This is a genomic window from Streptococcus sp. SS-4456 (genome assembly GCF_036680365.1).
GTDB lineage: Bacteria > Bacillota > Bacilli > Lactobacillales > Streptococcaceae > Streptococcus.
Window position 1 is genome coordinate 36,872 of sequence record NZ_JAVIHI010000009.1, and the last position, 19,542, is coordinate 56,413.

Genomic DNA, 19,542 nt, shown 5'->3' on the forward strand with positions numbered 1-19,542 from the left:
AATGTCTTGAACAATGGGAATCACGCTCAGAAGAGCCAATGATATTTTGTCCATTCTGTATATCAGATGAAGAGCCGAGAGTTATCGGCAAGTGGAGGGCTTATGACTAACGCAGAAAGAATCAGAGAATATTACAAGGAACACCCTAACGCTACATCTAGCGAAGTAGCTGAAGCATTGGGTATCAAAGAAACAACGGTCAAGGGTACTGTGTCTAGAGATTGCAAGCATAATCTTTGTGTCCGTTTACCAGACGGCGGAGTTGATTACACCCAACATTTTAAAATCACAGAACAACAAGCTGAATTTCGTGAGTATGCCAAGGAAATTCTACATGAACAGATTGAGATTTTACGCGATGCTAATCGCCGAGAGAGCGATAGCAACCAAATCCGACTGAACTCTCGCGAAATCAGAAATCTGCTTTACGAGGTAAGTAAGTTATGACTAGACAAGATTTAATTGAACTAATGGAAAGCGACGCTGCAATAGGTGTCAAAGATTTTATGGCCATGCATGACCACTATGTTGCCTGCATGATGACCCACAAGCAAGGTTATGACCATGATCGGTTGGAGTATATCGCAGCATACGTTAAATTTTTGGAAAATCATTTTATGGAGGATTTATAATATGGCGTTTTTGTATGAATTAGAAGGGATTTATGCCCAGCTTCAAGCTATGGAATTGGACGATGAAACGTTTAATGACACGCTTGAAAGCATTGACTTTGAAGAAAATTTTGCGCAATCTTGCGAATGGTTTATCAAGATGCAACGTAATGCCGAAGCCGATGCAGAACGGTTTAAGGCTGAAAAAGACGCGTTCGCCAAAAAACAAAAAGAAGCCGAAGCTAGGGCTGAACGTTTTAAGGAACGTGTAAAAGAAGCGATGCTCTTAACTAATCAACAGAAGGTTGATACTGGATTATTTAAATTGTCACTCCGAAAAACGGAAAGTGTTACTATTTTTGACGCATCAAAATTGACAGATGAATTTTTGAAAGTGAAAGTTGAACCGAATAAAACAGAAATCAAGAAAGCTATCAAGAATGGTCAAGTTGTTTTCGGAGCTGAACTGACAGAAGGGCGCAGCGTGGTAGTGAAATGAAAATTACAAAAGCAAGTGAAATCGAACGGACGAAGAATTGGCGCGTCCTACTGTACGGAAAGCCAGGACTTGGGAAAACTAGTGTTATTAAGTCTCTGACGGGCCGAACACTAGTCTTGGATATGGACCATTCTAGCAAAGTCTTGGGCGGTACAGATAATATCGATGTTATCGAATTCGACCGGAAGCATCCAACAGAATTTATGAAAATGTTCTTAACCGAAGTCGATTCTCTACTCAGCGAATATGACAATCTAGTCATTGATAATCTAACCAGCTTTCAATCGGATTGGTTCGTTGAAACAGGGAAGTCATCGAAGAATGGTATTTCCAATGAATTGCAGCACTACAACCAATGGACGAACTACTTTCTGCGTGTGCTGACCGCTATCTACTCAAAGCCTATTAATATCTACGTGACAGCATGGGAAGATACACGAGAGCTGACACTAGATACAGGGCAGTTAATCACTCAATATGTGCCACAGATTCGGTCCAATGTGTTGAACCAGTTGCTTGGATTGACAGATGTTGTTGGCCGAATCATGGTCAATGTCAAGAGTGGGAATCGTGGGGTTATCCTTGAAGGTTCGGAAGGAACCTATGCCAAGAATCGATTAGATGAGCGGACAGCATGTCCGATTGAGGAGTTGTTTGCATTTAATGTTTAAATTATTCGACTACCAACTAGATTTAATTGACAGGGCACGCAAGCAGATAGCTGATAAGAATGTTATGATTGTCAGCCCACCTGGTAGCGGTAAGTCCGTTGTCATATCGGAAATCATCAAACGTGCGACCGAAAAAGGTGGCAGGGTACTGTTCCTGGTGCACCGCAAGGAATTGATTGAGCAGATAACTGGCAGTCTAACGAGACACGAGGTCAATCTCAGTCGTGTTGACTTACTTACAGTCGGCCGTGCAAAGAACAGGCTATCTGTTATCCAGAAACCTACGCTGATCATCACAGACGAAGGGCACCATGGGAAAGCGAGTACCTACCAAGCTATCTACAAATACTTTGAAGACGTTCCACGGTTAGGCTTCACAGCAACTCCGTGGCGACTGAATGGGTCTGGATTTACCGATACATACGATGTCATGGTTGAGGGTAAGTCTGTCCAGTGGTTGATTGATAACCAACGACTGGCGAATTGCAGGTATTACAGTTTGCTTTCGATTGACACTTCGAAACTCAAGACAAGAAACGGAGAATACACCAACCAGTCGATTGATGAAGCGTTCGGCAAGGCTATCTATGGCAATGTGGTCAAGGAATATCGGCAACATGCAGACGGTCAAAAAGCTATTTTGTACGCTCACTCCATTGAGTCCTCTAAGAATTTCTCTGACGAATTTAATCAAGCAGGTATAGTTTCAGTCCATGTGGATTCTAAAACGCCTAAAATCGAACGCGAGCGCATTATGCAAGCCTTTCGTGATGGCGACATACAAGTCTTGTGCAATGTAGATTTAATCAGTGAAGGGTTCGATGTGCCAGACTGTTCTGTAACGATTTTATGCAGGCCAACGAAGTCTCTGGTACTGTATCTTCAACAGTCCATGCGATCCATGCGTTACCAACCTGGCAAGATAGCCATTATCATCGACTGTGTTGTCAATTGGCAGATACATGGACTGCCCTACACCCATCACAATTGGAAAGAGTATTTTCAGGGCGGTTGGAAAAAAACACGGAAGACCGAAAATATCGTCCAGGCGAAACAATGTCCAGACTGTTCTGCTATGTGGCCATTGAATCAATCGGTATGTGACATGTGCGGATATGATTTCGGTGAGCGTGAGCAGGCTGAGAAAGAACGCATTGAAGCAGAACTGGTCGAAATCAAGCAGAAAGAGTTTCGGCAGGCCCGTTTGGCAGAGCAAAAATTCGGCAAGAGTCTAGCAAAGAACTGGGAAATCGCCAAAGCTCGGGCCAGCATCAAAGGTGGAAAACCCCTATACAAACTACTATTTTACTATGCAGGTACAGATGTACCAGACGATGACATCATTCGCATCTCGGGTGTTTCTAGCAAGGAATACTATCGAGCGTTGCAGTGGGTTGAAAAACAAAAAAATAAAATTATTACGAGGTATTAAACATGGGATTTACAACAGATTTTTCAGACGTTAAAGAGTATCAGGAATTTAAAGAGCAGGACTACGAGATGATTGTGTTCGATGCGTACGAAGCTGAGAACAAGAATGGTAAGCCACGGGTTGTCATTGATTACGTTGTCCGAAACGATGTCCAGCAAGAGAAGCAGAATTCTCACTTGTGGGATGAACAGTACCGCTCTACGCAAACAAATAAATACCATATGGGTATTTTGATGGGTAAAGCCAAGGCGCTCGGTATCCCAGAGGGCAAGCATTACGATAGTTTTGAGGCTTTTCTCAACGATTTCAAGGGGCGCACTGCGAAGGTTCGTGTGAAACTGGAGGAATACAATGGTGAGAAATACCCGAAAGTACGTTTCACCAACGCTTCGGATGTACCGAATTCACACCACATTTGGAAAGAACAGACTACTACAGCGGCACCAATTACTGACGATGATTTACCGTTTTAATTTCAAGAGGTAATCTATGAAATCACTATCCGATTCGCTTGACCGGTTACTTTATCAAACGGACTGGGGGTCCAGCCTGTTTGGCGAATCGGTGTTAAAAGCGGAATTAAAGAAACAACTATACAAAATTCATTATGTGAACGATAAAAACCAAGTGCATTACTATTTTGAATCAGCAACGGTTGAACCCAAGGACATCGGCTATTTCGCAAGTGACGGACGCAAAACACATCGATTTATCTACGGAGATGTCTGGATGTCCAACGAAACGGACGACAACCCAGCGACTGTGAAATATAACTCCGAGAAGAATTTCCCACCCTTTGCCAAGTTAGTCATCGACTATCTGATAGGCAGGTACACGATTTCTGACGGCTATCTTTACGATGTCAGCAATCGCCAGTTTCGGATTCTGGACGAATATGCACTGCAAACACGCTACGGATTCAAGGATGCCAATCACATCATGGAAATCCTGTCAGGTATCCATCATTTTCTAGGTGTTAAACCAATCAATTATATCCAGCTTTATCAAATTGCAGGGCAGGACTTCATCATTGATCTGGAATCCAACGAACTGCGAATCGAACCACCCAAACAGAACGTATCCTACTTCAAGCACTATCCTGTGAAACTATCGGATGCCCAGGCATCGCAGAAAATCGCTCAGGAATTCCTTGAGTATGTCATCGCAGACAGTCAGTCGCTCCACAATGCACAGCTCCAAGCCTACTACATGGCCCAAGTCGCATGCGGTGTTCGACCCAAGACCAATTTCTTCATCTCAAAATCTGGGGTACGAACGGGGAAGGGGCTTCGGCACATAGCGCTATCAGGGTTATTTAAAAAAATCGATGTCGAATTAGACACGCTAAAATCAAATGGCTTCGAAGCTTTGCAAGCCTGGGCGATGTTTTCAGGCGGTGAAATGGCCCTTGCGACGGAGCAGGGTGATATTCAAGGCCTTGCAATGGAGCGGGTACTGAAGATTATCGCAACCGAACGGACTCACGTTGCGCGCTCAATCGGACATAACCAGTCACTGGTTAGTCTGTCCAGCGTGTTGTGCATTGATACAAACAGGACGGTCGCGCTGTCCGATGAAATGAACGGACGGAAGATACTGATACAGTATCAGGACAGGCCAGAAGGTGAGACGGATTTTGAACGCGAAGAGATATTTGCGAAATACTGGCAGGCTTTCACAAATCGCGATAAGTCACCGAAAGTCGCAGGCAGTCTTGGTTTTCTGTTGAATTCTATGGAGTATTTCAAGCAACAGGATGAGATGTATCTGTGGAAGAATGTAGAAGTATTTAACGATATCGACCTGGACGATTTCCAGATGGCACTGATAAATGCTCTGCAAGAGGTTGATTTTGTGCAGAGGACAGGGAATAAGGAAGTGATTGATTTGTCAGCAGCAGTGTATCGAGGTAGTAGCAAGCTGCTTGGCAAGGCTATAGCCGAAATAGGTGTTAAGGCTATTTCTAAACGTGTACAAGGAAAAACGGTTCGTGGGTATGTTATCGAGAATCAAGAGCGATTTGACAAATTTATCGTTTAGCATTACGCAATGTATCGAGTAAATTACGCAATTTTGGTATCTTTGCGTAACGCCCTTAATCCCTTGTGGCACAATGGATTTGGAGATTATATTTCTCTCTGTTACGCAATCACTACCAAAATCAATAAAGACAATAATTGTTTAAGTTATTTATATATATAGTATATAAGGGTGGGGTAGGGCGAAATTGCGTAATTGCGTAACGCGGATATCCAAAACCCTTGATAATACTAGTTTTATAAGCGTTACGCAATAATTACGCAAAGGAGGTTTACTCGTGACATACCACGAAACAGCACTAGCTTTTCTCAAAAAAGGCTATCAGGTCATTCCGTTAAGTCGAAAGACTGGCAATCCGATTATTAAATTTAAGGACATTCCGATAACGGAAGAGATTATCAAATCGGTCAATTGGTTTAATTGTGATTATGCTCTCTTGATGCGTGGCGTGTGGGCTATTGATATTGATACTCACAATATGGATGCGACGATAGCAGAAGGATTGAAATTTCTCTTACGGTCGCAGAAAGCGGACCTGCTGTCCGTATTATCTACGGATCAAAATGATTATGGCTTGGATGGGTATTCGTCAATATTGCGTAGCGAATACAAAAGCGAATTGATCAGGAATTTCAAGAACACATTTCTAGAACTGACAGCAAGCGGTGGGATGCACGTCTTATTTAGAAAACGTGAGGATATCCCGTATGCTCAAAAGATTGGTGTCATGCCTGGAATTGATATCAAGGCTAACGATAACAATTACGTGAAGATATTTCCATCTGAAGGTAGGGAGGTCTTACAAGCGGTCAAAGAGTTACCGTTTTACGAGGGTGAATTCGAGCAGATGGTCTTCAAGCCAAAACAACAGATTATCACACAGTATTTTAGTGAGTCGTTGCCAACAACATTGAATGGCAACCATGAAGGTAAAGAGGCCTATGACCGAATCATCACTGGAACGTGCATGAATCGGAATGATGACCTGTTCAAAGCGAGTTGCTGGGCGATTGAGAATAATCAGAGCCTTGCAGATTTAATGGTCATCATTGGAACAGTCAAGGGCAGAGATGTATTTACGCAAGAGGAATTTGAACGAACGATAGAATCAGCAAGAAGGAAGGTGAATTATGTCACTATCGGAACATGACGCGCAGACACAGATCCGCATGGAATTGGCTCAACGTGGTTATCCAACGTTTCGTGCCAACGTTGGTAAGGTCCGTACGTCTGACGGACGATACTTTGACACAGGTCTACCGAGAGGGTTTAGTGACCTGTTTGGATTTAGACCTGATGGGCAAATATTTTTTATCGAAGTAAAAAACGATAAAGGTCGCGTACGACCTGAACAGGAGAAGTTTATCGAACGCATGCGTAAATTTGGCGCATTAGCTGGTGTAGCTAGGAGCGTTGAGGATGCGTTGAATATTGTGGGAGGGAAAGTAAATGAAACAATTTGACAACGTAACCAAACCAAAACACTACCAAGGCAAGTACGGTATGGAAGCTTTGGATGTGGTCAAGAACTTTATCGGTAATCTTGCAGGCGAATATGCTTATTATTGGGGCAATGTCATCAAGCATCTATTGCGATTCCAGTCAAAGAATGGTGTTGAGGACTTGAAGAAGGCCAGACAGCATTTGGATTGGTTGATTGAGGATTTGGAGGAGAAATGCGAAAAGAAGGATTAATAGTAGTAGCACTAAGCTTTGCGTTGATTGTGTCACTGATTGAAGTACATAGTATGCGAAGCAAGATTGACACCCTGGAATCCCGTGAACCGGTAATCATCTACCAAGTAGACAACGCTGGTGCCGAGATGTTCGGCAAAGTCACAGCTAAAGATGTGCTTGACGGACACTTCTATGTTGAAGTTAGCCCTTATGGGAAATTCCTGGTGACCAGGGAACAGTATGACAGTATTAATATCGGCGATGAAATGCCAGAATTTTTGAAAGGACGGGGGAGTTGATGTGAAATTTGAGTTATTTAATGACCATTTCGAGAATGCGAAACGGTACAACATTCCTAGGGCTCAATTGATTATTGCTGATATACCGTACAACCTTGGAAATAATGCTTATGCCAGCGACCCGCGTTGGTACAAGGACGGCGATAACTCAAATGGAGAGAGTAAGTTGGCAGGGAAGTCATTCTTTGATACAGATAATGACTTCAAGATCAATAATTTCTTTGATTTTTGCAGTCGCTTATTGCGTAAAGAGCCAAAAGAAAAGGGAAAGGCACCAGCGATGATCGTTTTCCATGCGTGGCAACAACGAGATATGGTTATCGAGTGTGGCAAGAAGCATGGTTTTAACAATGCTTACCCGCTCTACTTTACCAAGAAATCTAGCCCGCAGGTTTTGAAAGCTAACATGAAGATTGTGGGCGCTGTGGAAGAGGCTACGGTATTGTATCGTGATAAGCTACCAAAATTTAACAACAATGGTGTTATGATACTCAATCACGCACCGTGGGAGAAGGATAGCTCTTACCCTGTTATCCATCCGACACAGAAGCCAATTCCTGTGCTGAAACGGTTGATTGAAATCTTTACGGATGAGGGCGATGTGGTGATTGACCCGGTGGCAGGAAGCGGAAGCACCTTACGAGCTGCCATTGAAATGAACCGTAATGCTTATGGTTTTGAAATCAAGAAGGATTTTTACAAGAAAGCAAAGGAGCAGATGTTGTCTAGCTACCAACCCAGCTTATTTTGAGAGGGTGGAACAGATAATGCGTTTTATACGATTAAGGAGGTGTTAAATGACGACCAACGTTGTTCAATTCATACCGAAACATGATATATGCCACGAGTGCTACAAGAGAAAAGCAACAAAGCTGTGTGATTTTATAATTGGTCAGACAGGAATAACATTCTATCGAAGTTCCAGTTTATTTAAAAATCAGCAACCAAGGTTTCTTACCTGTGACAAGCCACTCTGTGATAATTGTTCTAACAGATTTCACGGTATGGATTTATGTAAAAATCACAACAAAAAAATGACAGGAGTCAGAAAATGATACCGAAGTTTAGATTTTTTGGAAAAGTTAATGATGGGACTGAACGAATGGTTCAGGCTGATACTATAGACTTTAAAAACGGATTTATTTACTACAGCTATCGTCAATTTACCGCAGAAGGGGACGACCATGTGCATGGAGATGTGATTGGTTTTGAGGATTGCGTCCTCATGCAATCCACAGGGGTGTTTGATGTCAACGGCAAAGAGATTTTTGAGGGAGATGTGGTTAATATTTTTGGTGAAAAGTTGTCGAAAATCTATTATTCAGACGGAGCTTTTTGTGTAGATATTCTGATTGGAGAAACACCTTTACACGCCTTTTTATCCGAACAACTTGAAATCATCGGAAATATACATCGAAACCCAGAATTGATGGTGGAGGTATTAAATGACTAACGAAAAACTAGGCGTGCTACTGGTCGATGTGCCAGAGCCGAGACATGCAAAGTATTACTACTTAGAATATAGCAATAGAACTTACACTGTTTTCTTGGCAAATAGGAAAGAAATGGTTGAATTAGATGCCTACAAATGCACCCAAGAAGAAGCTGAAAAATACCCACAATTCAGATGGGTAGCGTTGGAGGACCTATGACAGTAGCAGATAAAATCAAACGCATCCTGCAAAAGACAGGGTGGACGAGAGACCAATTTGCAACCGAAATGGGTGTGACGGCTCTATCTGTCTACAAATGGCTAGACGGACGACCACCGAGACAGCGCATGTTGGATAAAATAGACGAGCTATACGAGCAAACTAAAGACACAAAACCTAAAGTACTAGCACAACGTGGCAAGATACGTATTTTGTATCCGTATTATAGCCATCAGAGACAGCTGTGGGAAAAATAAAAAAGCCAGCACGCTTGTACTGACTCTGTGAGTAAATCCTAAAACTATTATATCACGAAGGGGTACGAGTGTGAATAAGTTATCAGATGTAGAATTGAGGGCATTAGATTCGAAGTTATTTGACTACCAACAGATTGACAAGAAAATTGCTATCCGCAAGCTTGAAATCCAAACAGAGGTGTCCAACGATTGCAACATCGGTGGAGGCAAGCCGAATATCGTCTCTAAACCAACAGAGTCGCTTGTGGCACGTTGGTCGAGTGATGTGAGGATAAACGGACTAGAGCAATTCCGAAAAGCTGTGGAAGCAACTATTGAGTCTTTGGATGACGAGCTAAAAAGGATTTTCTATTTACGCTGGTCGCTTCGGTCGGTAAATACTTGGGAGGAAATAGCCGTTATGCTTAACGTATCTCGCAAGAGTATCTATCGCAAAAGAGAGCGGATTTTGACAATTTTTGCAGATTTTCGAGGAGATTTGTAAAGTTGACACAAAAACCGCTTTAAGTGTCACGATTTTAATGTTAAAGTTGTATCATCAGATTTGTCCTTGTCCGAAGTGAAGGCTCGAGTTGATGGTTTCGATGTCAAGGCTTTTGAGGAAAAAGCGAAGCGGTATGTGGCTGAGAAGAATTTTTCTGCACGGGCGAATTCAGAGCTGGCTTTGTATAACTTGAAAATGAAGACCAATCGGCTTGCTTTATTGCAGTATCAACTAGATCTGGAGTTGGTCGCACTGGCAGAAGATGAGCGTCAATTGACGGAGCGTTTTTTGAATGATGAATTTATCAAGGCCATCGAAACGCAGTCTGGTTTGCTTGGCCAGTCTGTATTATCAGCTAGTCAAGTCGGCACTACGGCACAGGCTATTTTAAATACTCCTTTTCATGGGGCTAATTGGTCGGATAATATTTGGAAAAGGCAAACTGCTTTGCGTGAAGTTGTTGCTCGGATGACGGAGCGCTTACTGTTGCAAGGTAAGAATCCGACTACTATGGTTGCTCAGCTTCGAAAAGAGTTCAATGTAACTACCAGCGAAGCAAAACGACTGGCGGTAACAGAAGGCGCTAGAGTGGCGACAGAAGCTCAGAAACAGGCCTATATCGCAAATGGGTATGATGAATATGAGTTTATTGCAGAACCGTCAGCATGTAGGGACTGCGCTAAGTTAGACGGAAAGATATTCAAAGTCAAGGACATGGAGCCTGGAGAGAATGCTGCACCCATGCACCCTTGGTGCCATTGCTCGACTGGGGCGCATGTTTCGAAATCAACATATACTCTGTCAAATGAAGAACCTCAATTATTCCGTAAAGGAGCGTTGAAGGGCGAGTTTAAAGCTCTTAAAATCCCGATGAGACTTTCAAGCGTTCGTAGGCTAGTCCGTGACTTTGATATCGACCTAAGCAATTCTAAGATAATCCTTGTCAAACAAAAAGATTTGATTGGAACAGGTTTTTGCGGGGGTGCTTCGGCAGAAGAGGTCGGAAAAATTTATTTATACCCCGATGCTTTTACTAGCGAAGAGCAACTGGTTAAAACATTACTTCATGAGAACGAGCATGTTCGACAGTATTTGACTTACGGTACTGAGGAAGTCTATAATAATCCTGAAAAATACGAGTTATTAGCTCAAAAAGCCGAAGAAGTATGGTATAATAAAGTTAGAAAGAGGTGATCAACAATGTATGATGATTGGATGAAATGTTTTGTAAATATCAGTAAGATAGGAACTCCAGGCAAGAGTCCGATTGACGGTAAGACACCTTTGAATTACATCTTTATGGATTACGGAAATAATTTCGGCAATCTCATTATTTGGGATCCTGTGAATAAGGTTAGAAAAATCTTTGACAGAGTAGCCAAGCGTGATTTTTATCCAACTATGCCTTTGACCAATGGATTTTTAGCCGATTATAAAATTGTTTAATAAGCACCTAGAGAAATCTAAGTGTTTTTTTGTTGCAAAAAATAGAAAGGAGGTCGCTATGAACAAGCGTGTACAAGCTGAAATTAAAATGAATGGTGAAACAGTTGCAAAAGTAGAGTATCCAGAGGGACTAACCGATGAACAGAAAGCGAAAATAATGTTCGACGTACTTATGGGGAGGGTATAGCCATGAACAAACGTATCAAGAAGAAATGGTCGCGGATTGAGAGATTAGAAAACAAAGTCGCTCAATTGACAGCGGAAAATATTTTGCTAACCGATGCACTACGAAACCATGCAGATAATATCAGAGATTTGTATGACATCGTTAAACGCAACGCCCAAGCTACTAATTCGAGATTTGATTATCTTGAGATGAAAGTAGCTGACAAGGTGTCTAAGAAGTCTTGGTTTAGTCGTAAATAAAGGAGAAAAAGTATGTTAGAAAAAGCAAAAGAATTAGCGTCGCAAGAGTTTTCACGTCTCTCTGGTCGTGAAATTAAAGCAGAAGACTGTTTTGTAGTCTGGTTTAGTAAGACGTTGCAAAACTGGAAAGCATTAGTCAGCACTAGTCAGATTCAGTCTGATGAGAAATGTGGTGATTATGCAGAAGTCACTTATAATGGCGACAAAGCGGAAACCTATGTAGATGTCTATGCTAAAGTTTCAAACCGAGCAATCAAAGATTAGGATGTAATCCCACATCTTGACAGCAGGAAAAGACTGCACCAATCGCATAACCTAACCGTATGGATTTTCATACGGTTTTCTTTTTGTCCGAACTTTGAAGACTTTAAAAGCCAAGGTCAATCAGTCCACTCTGGACTTAAAAAGGAGGTGCCGTATGGCAGAAGATATTAAAGACACAGTAGTTGATACCGAAAACGAGACAGTCGACACTCCGAAACAGGAAGAAACTGCTGAAAAATCATTCACTCAAGAAGAAGTGAACGCATTGATTGAAAAGCGTTTGGCTAAACAAGAAAAATCATTTAACAAACGTATTCAGGAAAAGCTGGATGAGGCCGAAAAGCTACGTCAGATGAACGCTGAGCAAAAAGCTGAGTACGAAGCAAAGAAACAAGCTGACTACATCGCTGAACTTGAAGCTAAAATCAACCGTAGCGGTCTCGAAAAAGAAGCGTCCAAAATGCTTTCCGAGAGCGGTCTGGTTGTTGATGATAAAATCCTAGGTTTTGTCGTCAAAGACACCGCAGAGGCCACTCAAGAGGCTGTAGATAGCTTTTCTGCTCTAGTGAATGACCTCGCTGACAAGAAAGTCAGTGAAATGCTCAAAGGTAAGACTCCGAAAAAAGTTGAACAGTCAACATCTGGTGGCATTACCAAAGAGCAATTTAACCGTATGGGCTATAAGGACCGCAATGAATTGCTCCAAAATGACCCAGAACTTTACGCAAAATTGAAAGGATAATTTTTTATGACCCAAACAAAACTAGCAACCATGATCAATCCAGAAGTTATGGCTGATATGGTATCAGCTAAACTTCCAAAAATGATTAAATTTACACCACTTGCATACGTTGAACGAAAACTCGTTGGCCTTCCCGGTAACACAATCACAGTACCGAAGTGGGTATACTCTGGTGACGCTAAAGATATTGCCGAAGGTGTTGCAATTGAGCCAGACCAACTGACCACAGACAAGTCAATTATGACTATCAAGAAAGCCGGTAAAGGTATTGAATTGACAGACGAGGCCGTCCTATCTGGTTATGGAGACCCACTTGGACAAGCAACTCATCAGATTGCTTTGGCTATTGCAAACAAAATTGACAACGACATTATTGCGGAAGCAAAAAAAGCGACCCAATATATTACAGATGCCCCGACAACTGGCGCAGCGATTGACAAGGCGCTTGCTATCTTTGACGATGAAGAGGACGCTCGTTATGTAGCATTGATTAACCCGGCTGATGCTATCGATTTGCGAGCTGACACAGTAAAAGAATGGATTTCTGGGTCAGAAATCGGCGCTAACATCGTTGTATCTGGTACTTTTGGCGAGACACACGGAGTTCAAATTGTGCGTTCCAAGAAAGTCGAAAAAGGCAAAGGCTACCTTGTGAAAGTATCTGCTGACTCAACTGATACAACAGATGTGGCAAAATATGGAGCGTTCGTAATCAATCTCAAGCGTGATGTTGCGATTGAAACAGACCGTGACATCTTGAAGAAAACAACTGTTATCACTGGGGACGAACATTACGGAGTTTACCTCTACGACCCTACTAAGATTGTTAAATTCGGAGGTGAATAATGGGGATGATGTTACGTCGCCACTATACCAAAGAAGAGTCTGTTGACTTGACTGATAAGACCGTTAAGGAGTTGAAGGCGATAGCGAAAGAAAAAGGTGTTGAGGGCTATTCTGCCCTTGACAAAGAAGCCTTGATTGAAGCCTTAAAGGAGTAACGATATGGAGATTATTGAGCAAGTAAAGGCTCTGTTGGGGATTTCTGATAACTTGCAAGATGATCTCTTGAAAGTAATTCAGGAGCTCACGGAAGCTCATTTCATGGCTTATACTAATCAAGCATTTGTGCCTAGTTCTCTGGAATTTATCATCGTTGAAGTGATGGTGAAGCGTTTCAACAAACTGGGATCTGAAGGAATGTCAAGTCACGGGGTCGAAGGGCTGTCTATGTCGTTTGACCTTGATGATTTTGCTAGCTACGACAAGGTTATTCACCGTCAGTTTGCCAGCGACTTCCAAGCGGGGTTTAAAATGCTATGAGATACGCGGATAGAATGACCGTTGTGACGGTGTCTGGGGAACGATACGACACTGAATTGGGGCGCATGGTAGGGGATAGCGAGAAGGTCGTTATCCCTTGTCATTTGGGTCCAATTAGTGTTCGTTCGCTTAATCGGGTGTCGGATAAGCTTGCAGAGGCGACGCATACTGTTCATGTACAGAGAGAACTCCCCAATGGACAGGAGGTCTTTGTGAATGGGCGACGTTTTAAGGTGTTGAAGAAAATCAACCATGGTCTACAGGGCTTTGTCTTGTACGTTAGCGAGGTGTATCCATATGGCTAGGGCATTGATTGAAATCAAGGGTAATAAGAAAATGGCTCAGGATTTGAAGGCTTTGGCAAATTTAACGGCTGTTAAAGGAGTCGTGAAGGACTATACGGCTCGATTAGACACAGTTGCTAAGCGAAAAGCATTCTTTAGCAAGGGATATTCCACAGGAGCGACCAAGAGAAGTATCACGCCTGAAATTCGAGCAATAGGGCTTGAAGGGGCAGTCGAAGCTAAAACAGACTATTCAGGCTATCCGGAGAAGGGAACGCGTTTCATGGAAGCTCAGCCGTTTATGAAGCCAGCTCTTGAAAAAGTAGAGCCAGAGTTTATTGAAGCGCTTGGAGAGGTGTTGGAATGAAGCAACCAGATCAACAAATCCATGATGCAATTATGGAAGAAGTGAGTAAGCTGGGTTTGAAAATCTACCTAACCTTGCCTGATTTGGGGACGGCTTACCCCTTTATTGTCATGGGGGATACACATTTGTTGCCCAGACCGACCAAGTCGCGAATGATTGGTTCGGTGGCTGTAGATATTCATGTCTGGGGGTCTTTCAAGGACCGTCGGCTTGTATCGGATACCTTGGCGAGGGTGATGGAAGTATGTAGTCGTATCAAGCGACTAGATAGCAGGCAATGGTCTATGGACTTGACCAGTGATACTCAGCTTTTGAAAGACAATAGTACCCCTGAGGTGCTTTATCACGGTGTGGCAGATGTCACATTTCGTTTTTTGTAAGAAAGGAAAGAAAATATGTCAGGAATTACAACAGATTTGAAAGAATTGGCGGCAGCCTATGGTAAAGATAAGATTCTGATGTTTCGTAAATTAGGAGATAAGACTGCAGCTGCAAAATTAGCTCTACAAATCGAACATAAAATCAAGTACGAGCGTGAATCAGACGCTAAGAAGACCAAAGATGGTGTAGTAAACGCTGTCGGTGGTTTGGAAGTTACAATGGAAATTGAAGCGGTGACAACTCGCGACCCATTGAACAAGATGTTGAAGGATTCGGTAGTTGAAGGTTTTAAATTGGAAGTGTGGGAGATTGACCTTGCTGGCGAGAAGAATGGTAGCAAATACCCAGCTCTCTATATGCAAGGAAGTTTGGCAACTTGGGAAGTACCTTCGAACGTTAACGACTTAGAAACCTTGTCAACAGAGTTCAAGGTGGACGGAAAACCTCAGGAAGGCTATGCAACTTTGACGGCTGAACAGGCCGAAGAAATTGCTTATGCTTTCCAAGATGTGACTGCAATTACAGATTAAGGAGTAGGAAATGAAAGAGATTACGATTGGCAAGAAGACCTATGAATTGCATTATGGTCTTGATTTTATTCGTGAAATGGATAAGCGATACGGTATTTCAGGCAATGGGATTCATTTTGGTGCAGGTGTCCAGTCTGCTTTGTACTATCTTGGGACCTATAACCCTGTAATTTTGCAGGATATTATCTTATCTGCTACCCACACCTTGAAGTCTATTCCTAGCAAGAAGGACATCGAAAAGTGGATTTTTGAACAGCCTGATTTGGATGCGGTGTTTACAGATTTTTTAAAGAGCTTAGAGACTGCACCAGCTACCAAGCTCCAAGTCGACAAGTTGAAAGCCGGAGTCGAACAGTAATCTCTTCCCCTAGCTCTGAAGAACAGTATGAGAGTTTGTTGGCGGATATTTTCGGATTGTTGGGCGTGACGGACTACGATGTGGCTAGAAGAATGACATTGAAAGAATACTCTCTCAGGATGAGGGGGTATTTTTTGTCATATTTAGACAAGGAGTACTTTATTCACTTGCAGGCAATGGCTAACCGAAATGCCAAGGCGACAAATAAAAAAGGTGAGTACGTGTATAAAGAGATGTCAGATTTCTATGATCGCCAAAAACGGTACGAAGAATTGTTTGGTAAGCGAACCAAGACGGTAGACAAACGGCTTATCCAACGGGTCAACAGGCTTCGTGAATTTAGAGAAGGAGGGAATTAGTGTCAAAATCATATACTGTTGAAGCAGTCCTCAGGGCTGTGGATAAGGGATTTACAAGCACACTGAAATATGCAGAGAATCAGATTGCTAACTTTGGTTCGGTGTCGACCAAGGCTTCCAGTGCTTACGCCAGTGGATTTGCTAATGCGGCTAAGATTGCGATTGCGGCAGCAGGGGCTTCGGCTACTGCCTTGGTTGGTTTTGCGACCAAGTCGGAAGGGTCTTACCGAGCTATGCAGGCTCAGTTTAGCCAGGTCTTTGACACAATGGAGAGCGATGCGACGAGTGCTTTGAAGGCTATCTCGTCTGAAACCAATATTAGCTCCAATCGACTAAAGGATTCGTTCACGAAGATTGCGGCGTTTGGTAAGACGGCGGGTATGGATACTGCTCAGTCGCTAGATTTGACCAGTCGGGCGACTAGGGTTGCAGCAGACAGTGCAGCTTTTTATGACCGTTCTATCGAGGATGTGACGGAGAGTTTGCAGTCTTTCTTGAAAGGAAATTATGAGAATGATGCGGCTTTGGGTATTTCTGCAACAGAAACCACTCGGAATGCCGCTGCTAACAAACTTTATGGTAAATCCTTCAAAGAGTTGGATGAAGCCCAGAAACAACTAACCTTGCTTCGCATGGTGGAAGAAGGGAACGAGTTGTCTGGTGCTCTTGGGCAAGCTAGTCGTGAGGCGGACGGCTTTGAGAATGTCCTTGGGAATTTGAAACAAAGTGGGACAGACCTTGCCTCTGCTATAGGTAGTATTTTCTTCGACGATGCTATTTCAGGGATGAAACAAATCACAACCTGGGCGAACAATGCAGCCGAAAAAATTCGTGCATTTGGTACAGAGTTAAATCAATTTGATTCTTTGGGTGAAAAGGTGGACTTTATCGCTCAAAAATTCCCTGTCTTGAAACAAGCTTTATCATTTATTGGTGGGGCAAGTGTTTTGGCAGGAATCGCTGGCTTACATGCTAAGTTTGGTGAATTAGGAATTGGTTTAGATACTCTGCAGGGTGGTTTTTCGAAGGTCAAAACTGGTTTGTCAACGTTTGGTGGACATTTGGGTAAGGTGTTTGCTCCGTTTGGACCTGCAGTGGCAACGGTAAGAAGTGGCTTGGAAACTGTTGCGATTAAAGGGATGTACTTAGGAGATGCTCTTAGTGCAAAATTTGCTCCTCTTGGTGCCAAACTAACAGCTCCATTTGCAGCCTTAACTGCCAAACTATCTGGGGTAACTGCCTTGTTCCCTCGTTTTTCTGGCGCTTTGAGTGGTGTTTTAGGGACTTTCGGAACTGCATTTTCAGGCATGAGTTCGATTATGACAACTTTTGCTGGAATAGCCATGAACGCCCTGATGCCAGCGGCGATTTTCGGTGTCTTTCTAGCTGGTCTTGGTTTGTTGCAGGGGCAATTCGGAGATAAAATCAATGAATTGGTCAATGTAGCGGTCACAAAAGGTCCAACCATCATCACCAATCTGGTCAATGGGATAGTTAGCCAAATCCCTCAGCTAATCAACCAAGGGACGCAGTTAATCCAACAATTCACACAGGTCATTGTTGCCAATGCTCCTGCGGTATTCCAAGGGGCAGTCGCTTTGATTTCTTCCTTGGTGCAGGGTGTCGGTGCCAATGCAGGTCAGTTGATTAACTCCGCCATTCAGATTGTGGGGGTATTGGTTAATGGGCTTTTGACCAGTCTGCCTCAATTGTTGTCCGTCGGTATGCAGTTCTTGGTTCAGTTGGCACAGGGAGTTGTGCAGAATATCCCGACTTTGTTAACAACTGCTCAGAGCATTGTGACAGGTTTTATCAGTTCTGTAGCTACGAATCTGCCAACTATTTTACAGAGTGGTTTGCAGATTATCGTAACTTTGGCACAAGGGATTATCACAAATCTACCGCAGATTGTACAAACGGCTATTTCTATTGTCCAGTCCTTGATACAAGGTTTAGTCAGTGCCTTACCGACGATTATCTCAACAGGGATAGAGATGATTGTTCAGCTTGCTGGTGCTTTGATTCAAGGTTTGCCACAAATTATCGTAGCAGGTATTCAGTTGATACTCGGTCTTGGTCAAGCCATGTTAGAAGCTATTCCTCAGGCTCTTACAGGTGTCTGGGAAGGTATTAAAAATGGATTTACTTCCGCATTTGATTGGATCACTGGCAAATCCAAAGAGAGCAACAGTCAAGTTACTGCCGACACTGATATGACAGCTGCTACTGTTTCTGCCAAGACGGCTGAGATGGCAACAAGCGCAAGCTTGAATATGCAAAACTTCCAACTTGGCGTAACAACCGCAACAGGCCAGACCAATATGCAAGCTACGGCGGATGTACAGTCTCTGGCTGCATCTATTGGTGCTAACTTAGTTACTGCCAATACCGATGCCACAGCTCAGGCACAGGCTATGGCTTCGGGTGTGACCGGGGCAGTCAGCGGTATGAACCTGGATGGTGTGAATCAGACTTTGCAACTAGCGAACGGTATCGGAACCAATATAGCCACAGCTTCGGCTAATGCGACAAGTCAGGCACAGGCTATCAATAGCAATGTTTCCAGTAACTTGCAAACTATGCAGGGAGCTGGTTCAAATGCGGTTGCAGGTTTGAGCAGTGACATTTCTAGCCAATTATCACAAGCGGCTTCAACTGCACAATCTCAGTCGACGGCGATTACCAATGCTATCCGAACAGGTTTTGACCAAGCTAAGACAGCGGCTTCAACTGCCATGCAAGGCTTGGCTACGAACGTGCAGAGTGGTTTTAGTAAGATTGTGTCTACATCGCAAAATGGCTTGAATAATCTAAAAAATACTTTCAATACTACATTCAATGGAATTAGATCGCAAACAACAAGTTCCATGAGTGCTTTGGTTAGCGCTATTTCAAACGGAATGAGTAAATCTGTGAGTGTTTCGCAGTCATCTGGTAATCAGATTGTGTCGATTTTTAGAGGGTTAGCAGGTCAAATGGCATCAGCAGGTAGTTTTGCAGGTGCAGGTTTTGCGAATGGCTTAGCCGGTCAAGCTGGCTATATCTACAGTGTCGCCAATTCGATTGCGAGCAATGTTGCTGCTACAATCCGTCGGGCCTTGAGTATCCACTCGCCGTCAAGGGTAATGGCGAAACTTGGAGGATACACTGGTGAGGGCTTGGCAGTCGGTATGGAAGGGATGATTCCAGCTGTTAGCAAGGTAGCTGACAAATTGGCAGTTTCTGCTATACCAGACATCCAACCTTTGAATATCAGGGAGCAGTTCAGTGCGATGAAGCATACTATTGCTAGTCAATTGAGTTTGAATAACGAACAATCAACGAGACCAAAACAGCCGATGGAGTTCCATTTCAGACTTGGGGCGAATAATTTCCGTACTTTTACGGAAGATATTACTAACACTCAAAATCTTGAATTGATTTTAGATAATTATTAGGAG

32 protein-coding genes are annotated in these 19,542 nt (G+C 43.0%); all 32 read left to right on the plus strand.

All coding sequences use genetic code 11. From position 1 onward, the window contains the following. Positions 1 to 102 precede the first annotated feature (102 nt). The gene (locus RFK25_RS04120; RefSeq protein ID WP_332411698.1) at positions 103 to 447 is read left to right on the plus strand and encodes a hypothetical protein; all 345 of its coding nucleotides are present in this window, start codon (positions 103 to 105) and stop codon (positions 445 to 447) included. Further along, on the plus strand, positions 444 to 632 hold the full coding sequence (locus tag RFK25_RS04125; protein WP_332411700.1) for a hypothetical protein: 189 nt from the start codon (positions 444 to 446) through the stop codon (positions 630 to 632). The genes RFK25_RS04120 and RFK25_RS04125 overlap by 4 nt, the downstream gene beginning before the upstream one ends. A gap of 1 nt (position 633) precedes the next feature. After that, the gene (locus RFK25_RS04130) at positions 634 to 1,110 is read left to right on the plus strand and encodes a siphovirus Gp157 family protein (RefSeq protein WP_332411701.1); all 477 of its coding nucleotides are present in this window, start codon (positions 634 to 636) and stop codon (positions 1,108 to 1,110) included. Then, the gene (locus tag RFK25_RS04135; RefSeq protein ID WP_332411703.1) at positions 1,107 to 1,781 is read left to right on the plus strand and encodes an AAA family ATPase; all 675 of its coding nucleotides are present in this window, start codon (positions 1,107 to 1,109) and stop codon (positions 1,779 to 1,781) included. Before RFK25_RS04130 ends, RFK25_RS04135 begins: the two co-directional genes overlap by 4 nt. After that, a complete protein-coding gene (locus RFK25_RS04140) occupies positions 1,774 to 3,213 on the plus strand; it encodes a DEAD/DEAH box helicase (protein ID WP_332411705.1) in 1,440 nt (479 codons plus the stop codon). The genes RFK25_RS04135 and RFK25_RS04140 overlap by 8 nt, the downstream gene beginning before the upstream one ends. Positions 3,214 to 3,215: 2 nt before the next feature. Then, a complete protein-coding gene (locus RFK25_RS04145; RefSeq protein ID WP_332411707.1) occupies positions 3,216 to 3,686 on the plus strand; it encodes a DUF669 domain-containing protein in 471 nt (156 codons plus the stop codon). A 16-nt stretch (positions 3,687 to 3,702) separates the two neighbouring features. Beyond that, entirely contained in the window at positions 3,703 to 5,253 is a 1,551-nt protein-coding gene (locus RFK25_RS04150) for a phage resistance protein (RefSeq protein WP_332411709.1), read from the plus strand. Positions 5,254 to 5,530: 277 nt separating this feature from the next. Beyond that, on the plus strand, positions 5,531 to 6,403 hold the full coding sequence (locus RFK25_RS04155) for a bifunctional DNA primase/polymerase (RefSeq protein WP_332411710.1): 873 nt from the start codon (positions 5,531 to 5,533) through the stop codon (positions 6,401 to 6,403). Positions 6,404 to 6,422: 19 nt separating this feature from the next. Then, positions 6,423 to 6,716: a VRR-NUC domain-containing protein gene (locus tag RFK25_RS04160; protein ID WP_332411764.1), complete on the plus strand. Its 294-nt coding sequence runs from the start codon at positions 6,423 to 6,425 to the stop codon at positions 6,714 to 6,716. Further along, a complete protein-coding gene (locus RFK25_RS04165; RefSeq protein WP_332411711.1) occupies positions 6,703 to 6,948 on the plus strand; it encodes a DUF3310 domain-containing protein in 246 nt (81 codons plus the stop codon). The genes RFK25_RS04160 and RFK25_RS04165 overlap by 14 nt, the downstream gene beginning before the upstream one ends. Further along, positions 6,930 to 7,229: a DUF1372 family protein gene (locus tag RFK25_RS04170; RefSeq protein ID WP_332411713.1), complete on the plus strand. Its 300-nt coding sequence runs from the start codon at positions 6,930 to 6,932 to the stop codon at positions 7,227 to 7,229. The genes RFK25_RS04165 and RFK25_RS04170 overlap by 19 nt, the downstream gene beginning before the upstream one ends. 1 nt (position 7,230) lies before the next feature. Next, positions 7,231 to 7,980: a DNA-methyltransferase gene (locus tag RFK25_RS04175; RefSeq protein ID WP_332411714.1), complete on the plus strand. Its 750-nt coding sequence runs from the start codon at positions 7,231 to 7,233 to the stop codon at positions 7,978 to 7,980. A gap of 300 nt (positions 7,981 to 8,280) precedes the next feature. After that, a complete protein-coding gene (locus tag RFK25_RS04180) occupies positions 8,281 to 8,682 on the plus strand; it encodes a YopX family protein (RefSeq protein WP_332411715.1) in 402 nt (133 codons plus the stop codon). Continuing rightward, entirely contained in the window at positions 8,675 to 8,881 is a 207-nt protein-coding gene (locus RFK25_RS04185) for a hypothetical protein (protein WP_332411716.1), read from the plus strand. The genes RFK25_RS04180 and RFK25_RS04185 overlap by 8 nt, the downstream gene beginning before the upstream one ends. Continuing rightward, positions 8,878 to 9,138 carry a helix-turn-helix domain-containing protein gene (locus tag RFK25_RS04190; RefSeq protein ID WP_332411718.1) on the plus strand — a complete coding sequence of 87 codons (261 nt, stop codon included), beginning with the start codon at positions 8,878 to 8,880 and terminating at the stop codon, positions 9,136 to 9,138. The genes RFK25_RS04185 and RFK25_RS04190 overlap by 4 nt, the downstream gene beginning before the upstream one ends. Positions 9,139 to 9,208: 70 nt before the next feature. Beyond that, the gene (locus tag RFK25_RS04195; protein WP_332411720.1) at positions 9,209 to 9,622 is read left to right on the plus strand and encodes a transcriptional regulator; all 414 of its coding nucleotides are present in this window, start codon (positions 9,209 to 9,211) and stop codon (positions 9,620 to 9,622) included. A gap of 60 nt (positions 9,623 to 9,682) precedes the next feature. Beyond that, a complete protein-coding gene (locus RFK25_RS04200; protein ID WP_332411722.1) occupies positions 9,683 to 10,816 on the plus strand; it encodes a minor capsid protein in 1,134 nt (377 codons plus the stop codon). A 21-nt stretch (positions 10,817 to 10,837) separates the two neighbouring features. Further along, entirely contained in the window at positions 10,838 to 11,068 is a 231-nt protein-coding gene (locus tag RFK25_RS04205) for a hypothetical protein (protein WP_332411723.1), read from the plus strand. A 58-nt stretch (positions 11,069 to 11,126) separates the two neighbouring features. Next, positions 11,127 to 11,255, plus strand: coding sequence for a hypothetical protein (locus RFK25_RS04210; RefSeq protein ID WP_260464357.1), 129 nt, complete (start codon positions 11,127 to 11,129; stop codon positions 11,253 to 11,255). 2 nt (positions 11,256 to 11,257) lie between these two features. Further along, complete coding sequence (locus RFK25_RS04215; RefSeq protein WP_332411724.1) at positions 11,258 to 11,494, plus strand: hypothetical protein; 237 nt, start codon at positions 11,258 to 11,260, stop codon at positions 11,492 to 11,494. 12 nt (positions 11,495 to 11,506) lie between these two features. Further along, positions 11,507 to 11,758 (plus strand): DUF6275 family protein, encoded by a 252-nt coding sequence (locus RFK25_RS04220; protein WP_125183253.1) that lies wholly within the window; start codon positions 11,507 to 11,509, stop codon positions 11,756 to 11,758. 154 nt (positions 11,759 to 11,912) lie between these two features. After that, positions 11,913 to 12,500 carry a DUF4355 domain-containing protein gene (locus RFK25_RS04225; protein WP_332411726.1) on the plus strand — a complete coding sequence of 196 codons (588 nt, stop codon included), beginning with the start codon at positions 11,913 to 11,915 and terminating at the stop codon, positions 12,498 to 12,500. Between the two features lie 6 nt (positions 12,501 to 12,506). Continuing rightward, a complete protein-coding gene (locus RFK25_RS04230) occupies positions 12,507 to 13,346 on the plus strand; it encodes a N4-gp56 family major capsid protein (RefSeq protein WP_332411728.1) in 840 nt (279 codons plus the stop codon). Continuing rightward, positions 13,346 to 13,501 carry a Rho termination factor N-terminal domain-containing protein gene (locus RFK25_RS04235; RefSeq protein WP_332411730.1) on the plus strand — a complete coding sequence of 52 codons (156 nt, stop codon included), beginning with the start codon at positions 13,346 to 13,348 and terminating at the stop codon, positions 13,499 to 13,501. Before RFK25_RS04230 ends, RFK25_RS04235 begins: the two co-directional genes overlap by 1 nt. A gap of 4 nt (positions 13,502 to 13,505) precedes the next feature. Beyond that, entirely contained in the window at positions 13,506 to 13,823 is a 318-nt protein-coding gene (locus tag RFK25_RS04240) for a phage head-tail connector protein (RefSeq protein WP_170243862.1), read from the plus strand. Next, positions 13,820 to 14,128, plus strand: coding sequence for a hypothetical protein (locus RFK25_RS04245; RefSeq protein ID WP_332411734.1), 309 nt, complete (start codon positions 13,820 to 13,822; stop codon positions 14,126 to 14,128). The genes RFK25_RS04240 and RFK25_RS04245 overlap by 4 nt, the downstream gene beginning before the upstream one ends. Further along, entirely contained in the window at positions 14,121 to 14,474 is a 354-nt protein-coding gene (locus tag RFK25_RS04250; protein ID WP_332411736.1) for an HK97-gp10 family putative phage morphogenesis protein, read from the plus strand. Before RFK25_RS04245 ends, RFK25_RS04250 begins: the two co-directional genes overlap by 8 nt. Beyond that, positions 14,471 to 14,854, plus strand: coding sequence for a hypothetical protein (locus RFK25_RS04255; protein ID WP_332411738.1), 384 nt, complete (start codon positions 14,471 to 14,473; stop codon positions 14,852 to 14,854). The genes RFK25_RS04250 and RFK25_RS04255 overlap by 4 nt, the downstream gene beginning before the upstream one ends. A 15-nt stretch (positions 14,855 to 14,869) precedes the next feature. After that, on the plus strand, positions 14,870 to 15,385 hold the full coding sequence (locus RFK25_RS04260) for a phage major tail protein, TP901-1 family (protein ID WP_332411739.1): 516 nt from the start codon (positions 14,870 to 14,872) through the stop codon (positions 15,383 to 15,385). 10 nt (positions 15,386 to 15,395) lie between these two features. Continuing rightward, positions 15,396 to 15,743: a tail assembly chaperone gene (locus RFK25_RS04265; RefSeq protein WP_332411740.1), complete on the plus strand. Its 348-nt coding sequence runs from the start codon at positions 15,396 to 15,398 to the stop codon at positions 15,741 to 15,743. A gap of 38 nt (positions 15,744 to 15,781) precedes the next feature. Then, positions 15,782 to 16,102, plus strand: coding sequence for a hypothetical protein (locus RFK25_RS04270; protein ID WP_105100370.1), 321 nt, complete (start codon positions 15,782 to 15,784; stop codon positions 16,100 to 16,102). Beyond that, positions 16,102 to 19,539: a hypothetical protein gene (locus RFK25_RS04275; RefSeq protein WP_332411742.1), complete on the plus strand. Its 3,438-nt coding sequence runs from the start codon at positions 16,102 to 16,104 to the stop codon at positions 19,537 to 19,539. Before RFK25_RS04270 ends, RFK25_RS04275 begins: the two co-directional genes overlap by 1 nt. Positions 19,540 to 19,542 lie beyond the last annotated feature (3 nt).

Coding starts and splice junctions, on each gene's coding strand:
- RFK25_RS04120 (WP_332411698.1), top strand. CDS start 103: ATGACTAACGCAGAAAGAATCAGAGAATATTACAAGGAACACCCTAAC.
- RFK25_RS04125 (WP_332411700.1), top strand. CDS start 444: ATGACTAGACAAGATTTAATTGAACTAATGGAAAGCGACGCTGCAATA.
- RFK25_RS04130 (WP_332411701.1), top strand. CDS start 634: ATGGCGTTTTTGTATGAATTAGAAGGGATTTATGCCCAGCTTCAAGCT.
- RFK25_RS04135 (WP_332411703.1), top strand. CDS start 1,107: ATGAAAATTACAAAAGCAAGTGAAATCGAACGGACGAAGAATTGGCGC.
- RFK25_RS04140 (WP_332411705.1), top strand. CDS start 1,774: ATGTTTAAATTATTCGACTACCAACTAGATTTAATTGACAGGGCACGC.
- RFK25_RS04145 (WP_332411707.1), top strand. CDS start 3,216: ATGGGATTTACAACAGATTTTTCAGACGTTAAAGAGTATCAGGAATTT.
- RFK25_RS04150 (WP_332411709.1), top strand. CDS start 3,703: ATGAAATCACTATCCGATTCGCTTGACCGGTTACTTTATCAAACGGAC.
- RFK25_RS04160 (WP_332411764.1), top strand. CDS start 6,423: ATGGAATTGGCTCAACGTGGTTATCCAACGTTTCGTGCCAACGTTGGT.
- RFK25_RS04165 (WP_332411711.1), top strand. CDS start 6,703: ATGAAACAATTTGACAACGTAACCAAACCAAAACACTACCAAGGCAAG.
- RFK25_RS04170 (WP_332411713.1), top strand. CDS start 6,930: ATGCGAAAAGAAGGATTAATAGTAGTAGCACTAAGCTTTGCGTTGATT.
- RFK25_RS04180 (WP_332411715.1), top strand. CDS start 8,281: ATGATACCGAAGTTTAGATTTTTTGGAAAAGTTAATGATGGGACTGAA.
- RFK25_RS04185 (WP_332411716.1), top strand. CDS start 8,675: ATGACTAACGAAAAACTAGGCGTGCTACTGGTCGATGTGCCAGAGCCG.
- RFK25_RS04190 (WP_332411718.1), top strand. CDS start 8,878: ATGACAGTAGCAGATAAAATCAAACGCATCCTGCAAAAGACAGGGTGG.
- RFK25_RS04205 (WP_332411723.1), top strand. CDS start 10,838: ATGAAATGTTTTGTAAATATCAGTAAGATAGGAACTCCAGGCAAGAGT.
- RFK25_RS04210 (WP_260464357.1), top strand. CDS start 11,127: ATGAACAAGCGTGTACAAGCTGAAATTAAAATGAATGGTGAAACAGTT.
- RFK25_RS04215 (WP_332411724.1), top strand. CDS start 11,258: ATGAACAAACGTATCAAGAAGAAATGGTCGCGGATTGAGAGATTAGAA.
- RFK25_RS04220 (WP_125183253.1), top strand. CDS start 11,507: ATGTTAGAAAAAGCAAAAGAATTAGCGTCGCAAGAGTTTTCACGTCTC.
- RFK25_RS04225 (WP_332411726.1), top strand. CDS start 11,913: ATGGCAGAAGATATTAAAGACACAGTAGTTGATACCGAAAACGAGACA.
- RFK25_RS04230 (WP_332411728.1), top strand. CDS start 12,507: ATGACCCAAACAAAACTAGCAACCATGATCAATCCAGAAGTTATGGCT.
- RFK25_RS04235 (WP_332411730.1), top strand. CDS start 13,346: ATGGGGATGATGTTACGTCGCCACTATACCAAAGAAGAGTCTGTTGAC.
- RFK25_RS04240 (WP_170243862.1), top strand. CDS start 13,506: ATGGAGATTATTGAGCAAGTAAAGGCTCTGTTGGGGATTTCTGATAAC.
- RFK25_RS04245 (WP_332411734.1), top strand. CDS start 13,820: ATGAGATACGCGGATAGAATGACCGTTGTGACGGTGTCTGGGGAACGA.
- RFK25_RS04250 (WP_332411736.1), top strand. CDS start 14,121: ATGGCTAGGGCATTGATTGAAATCAAGGGTAATAAGAAAATGGCTCAG.
- RFK25_RS04255 (WP_332411738.1), top strand. CDS start 14,471: ATGAAGCAACCAGATCAACAAATCCATGATGCAATTATGGAAGAAGTG.
- RFK25_RS04260 (WP_332411739.1), top strand. CDS start 14,870: ATGTCAGGAATTACAACAGATTTGAAAGAATTGGCGGCAGCCTATGGT.
- RFK25_RS04265 (WP_332411740.1), top strand. CDS start 15,396: ATGAAAGAGATTACGATTGGCAAGAAGACCTATGAATTGCATTATGGT.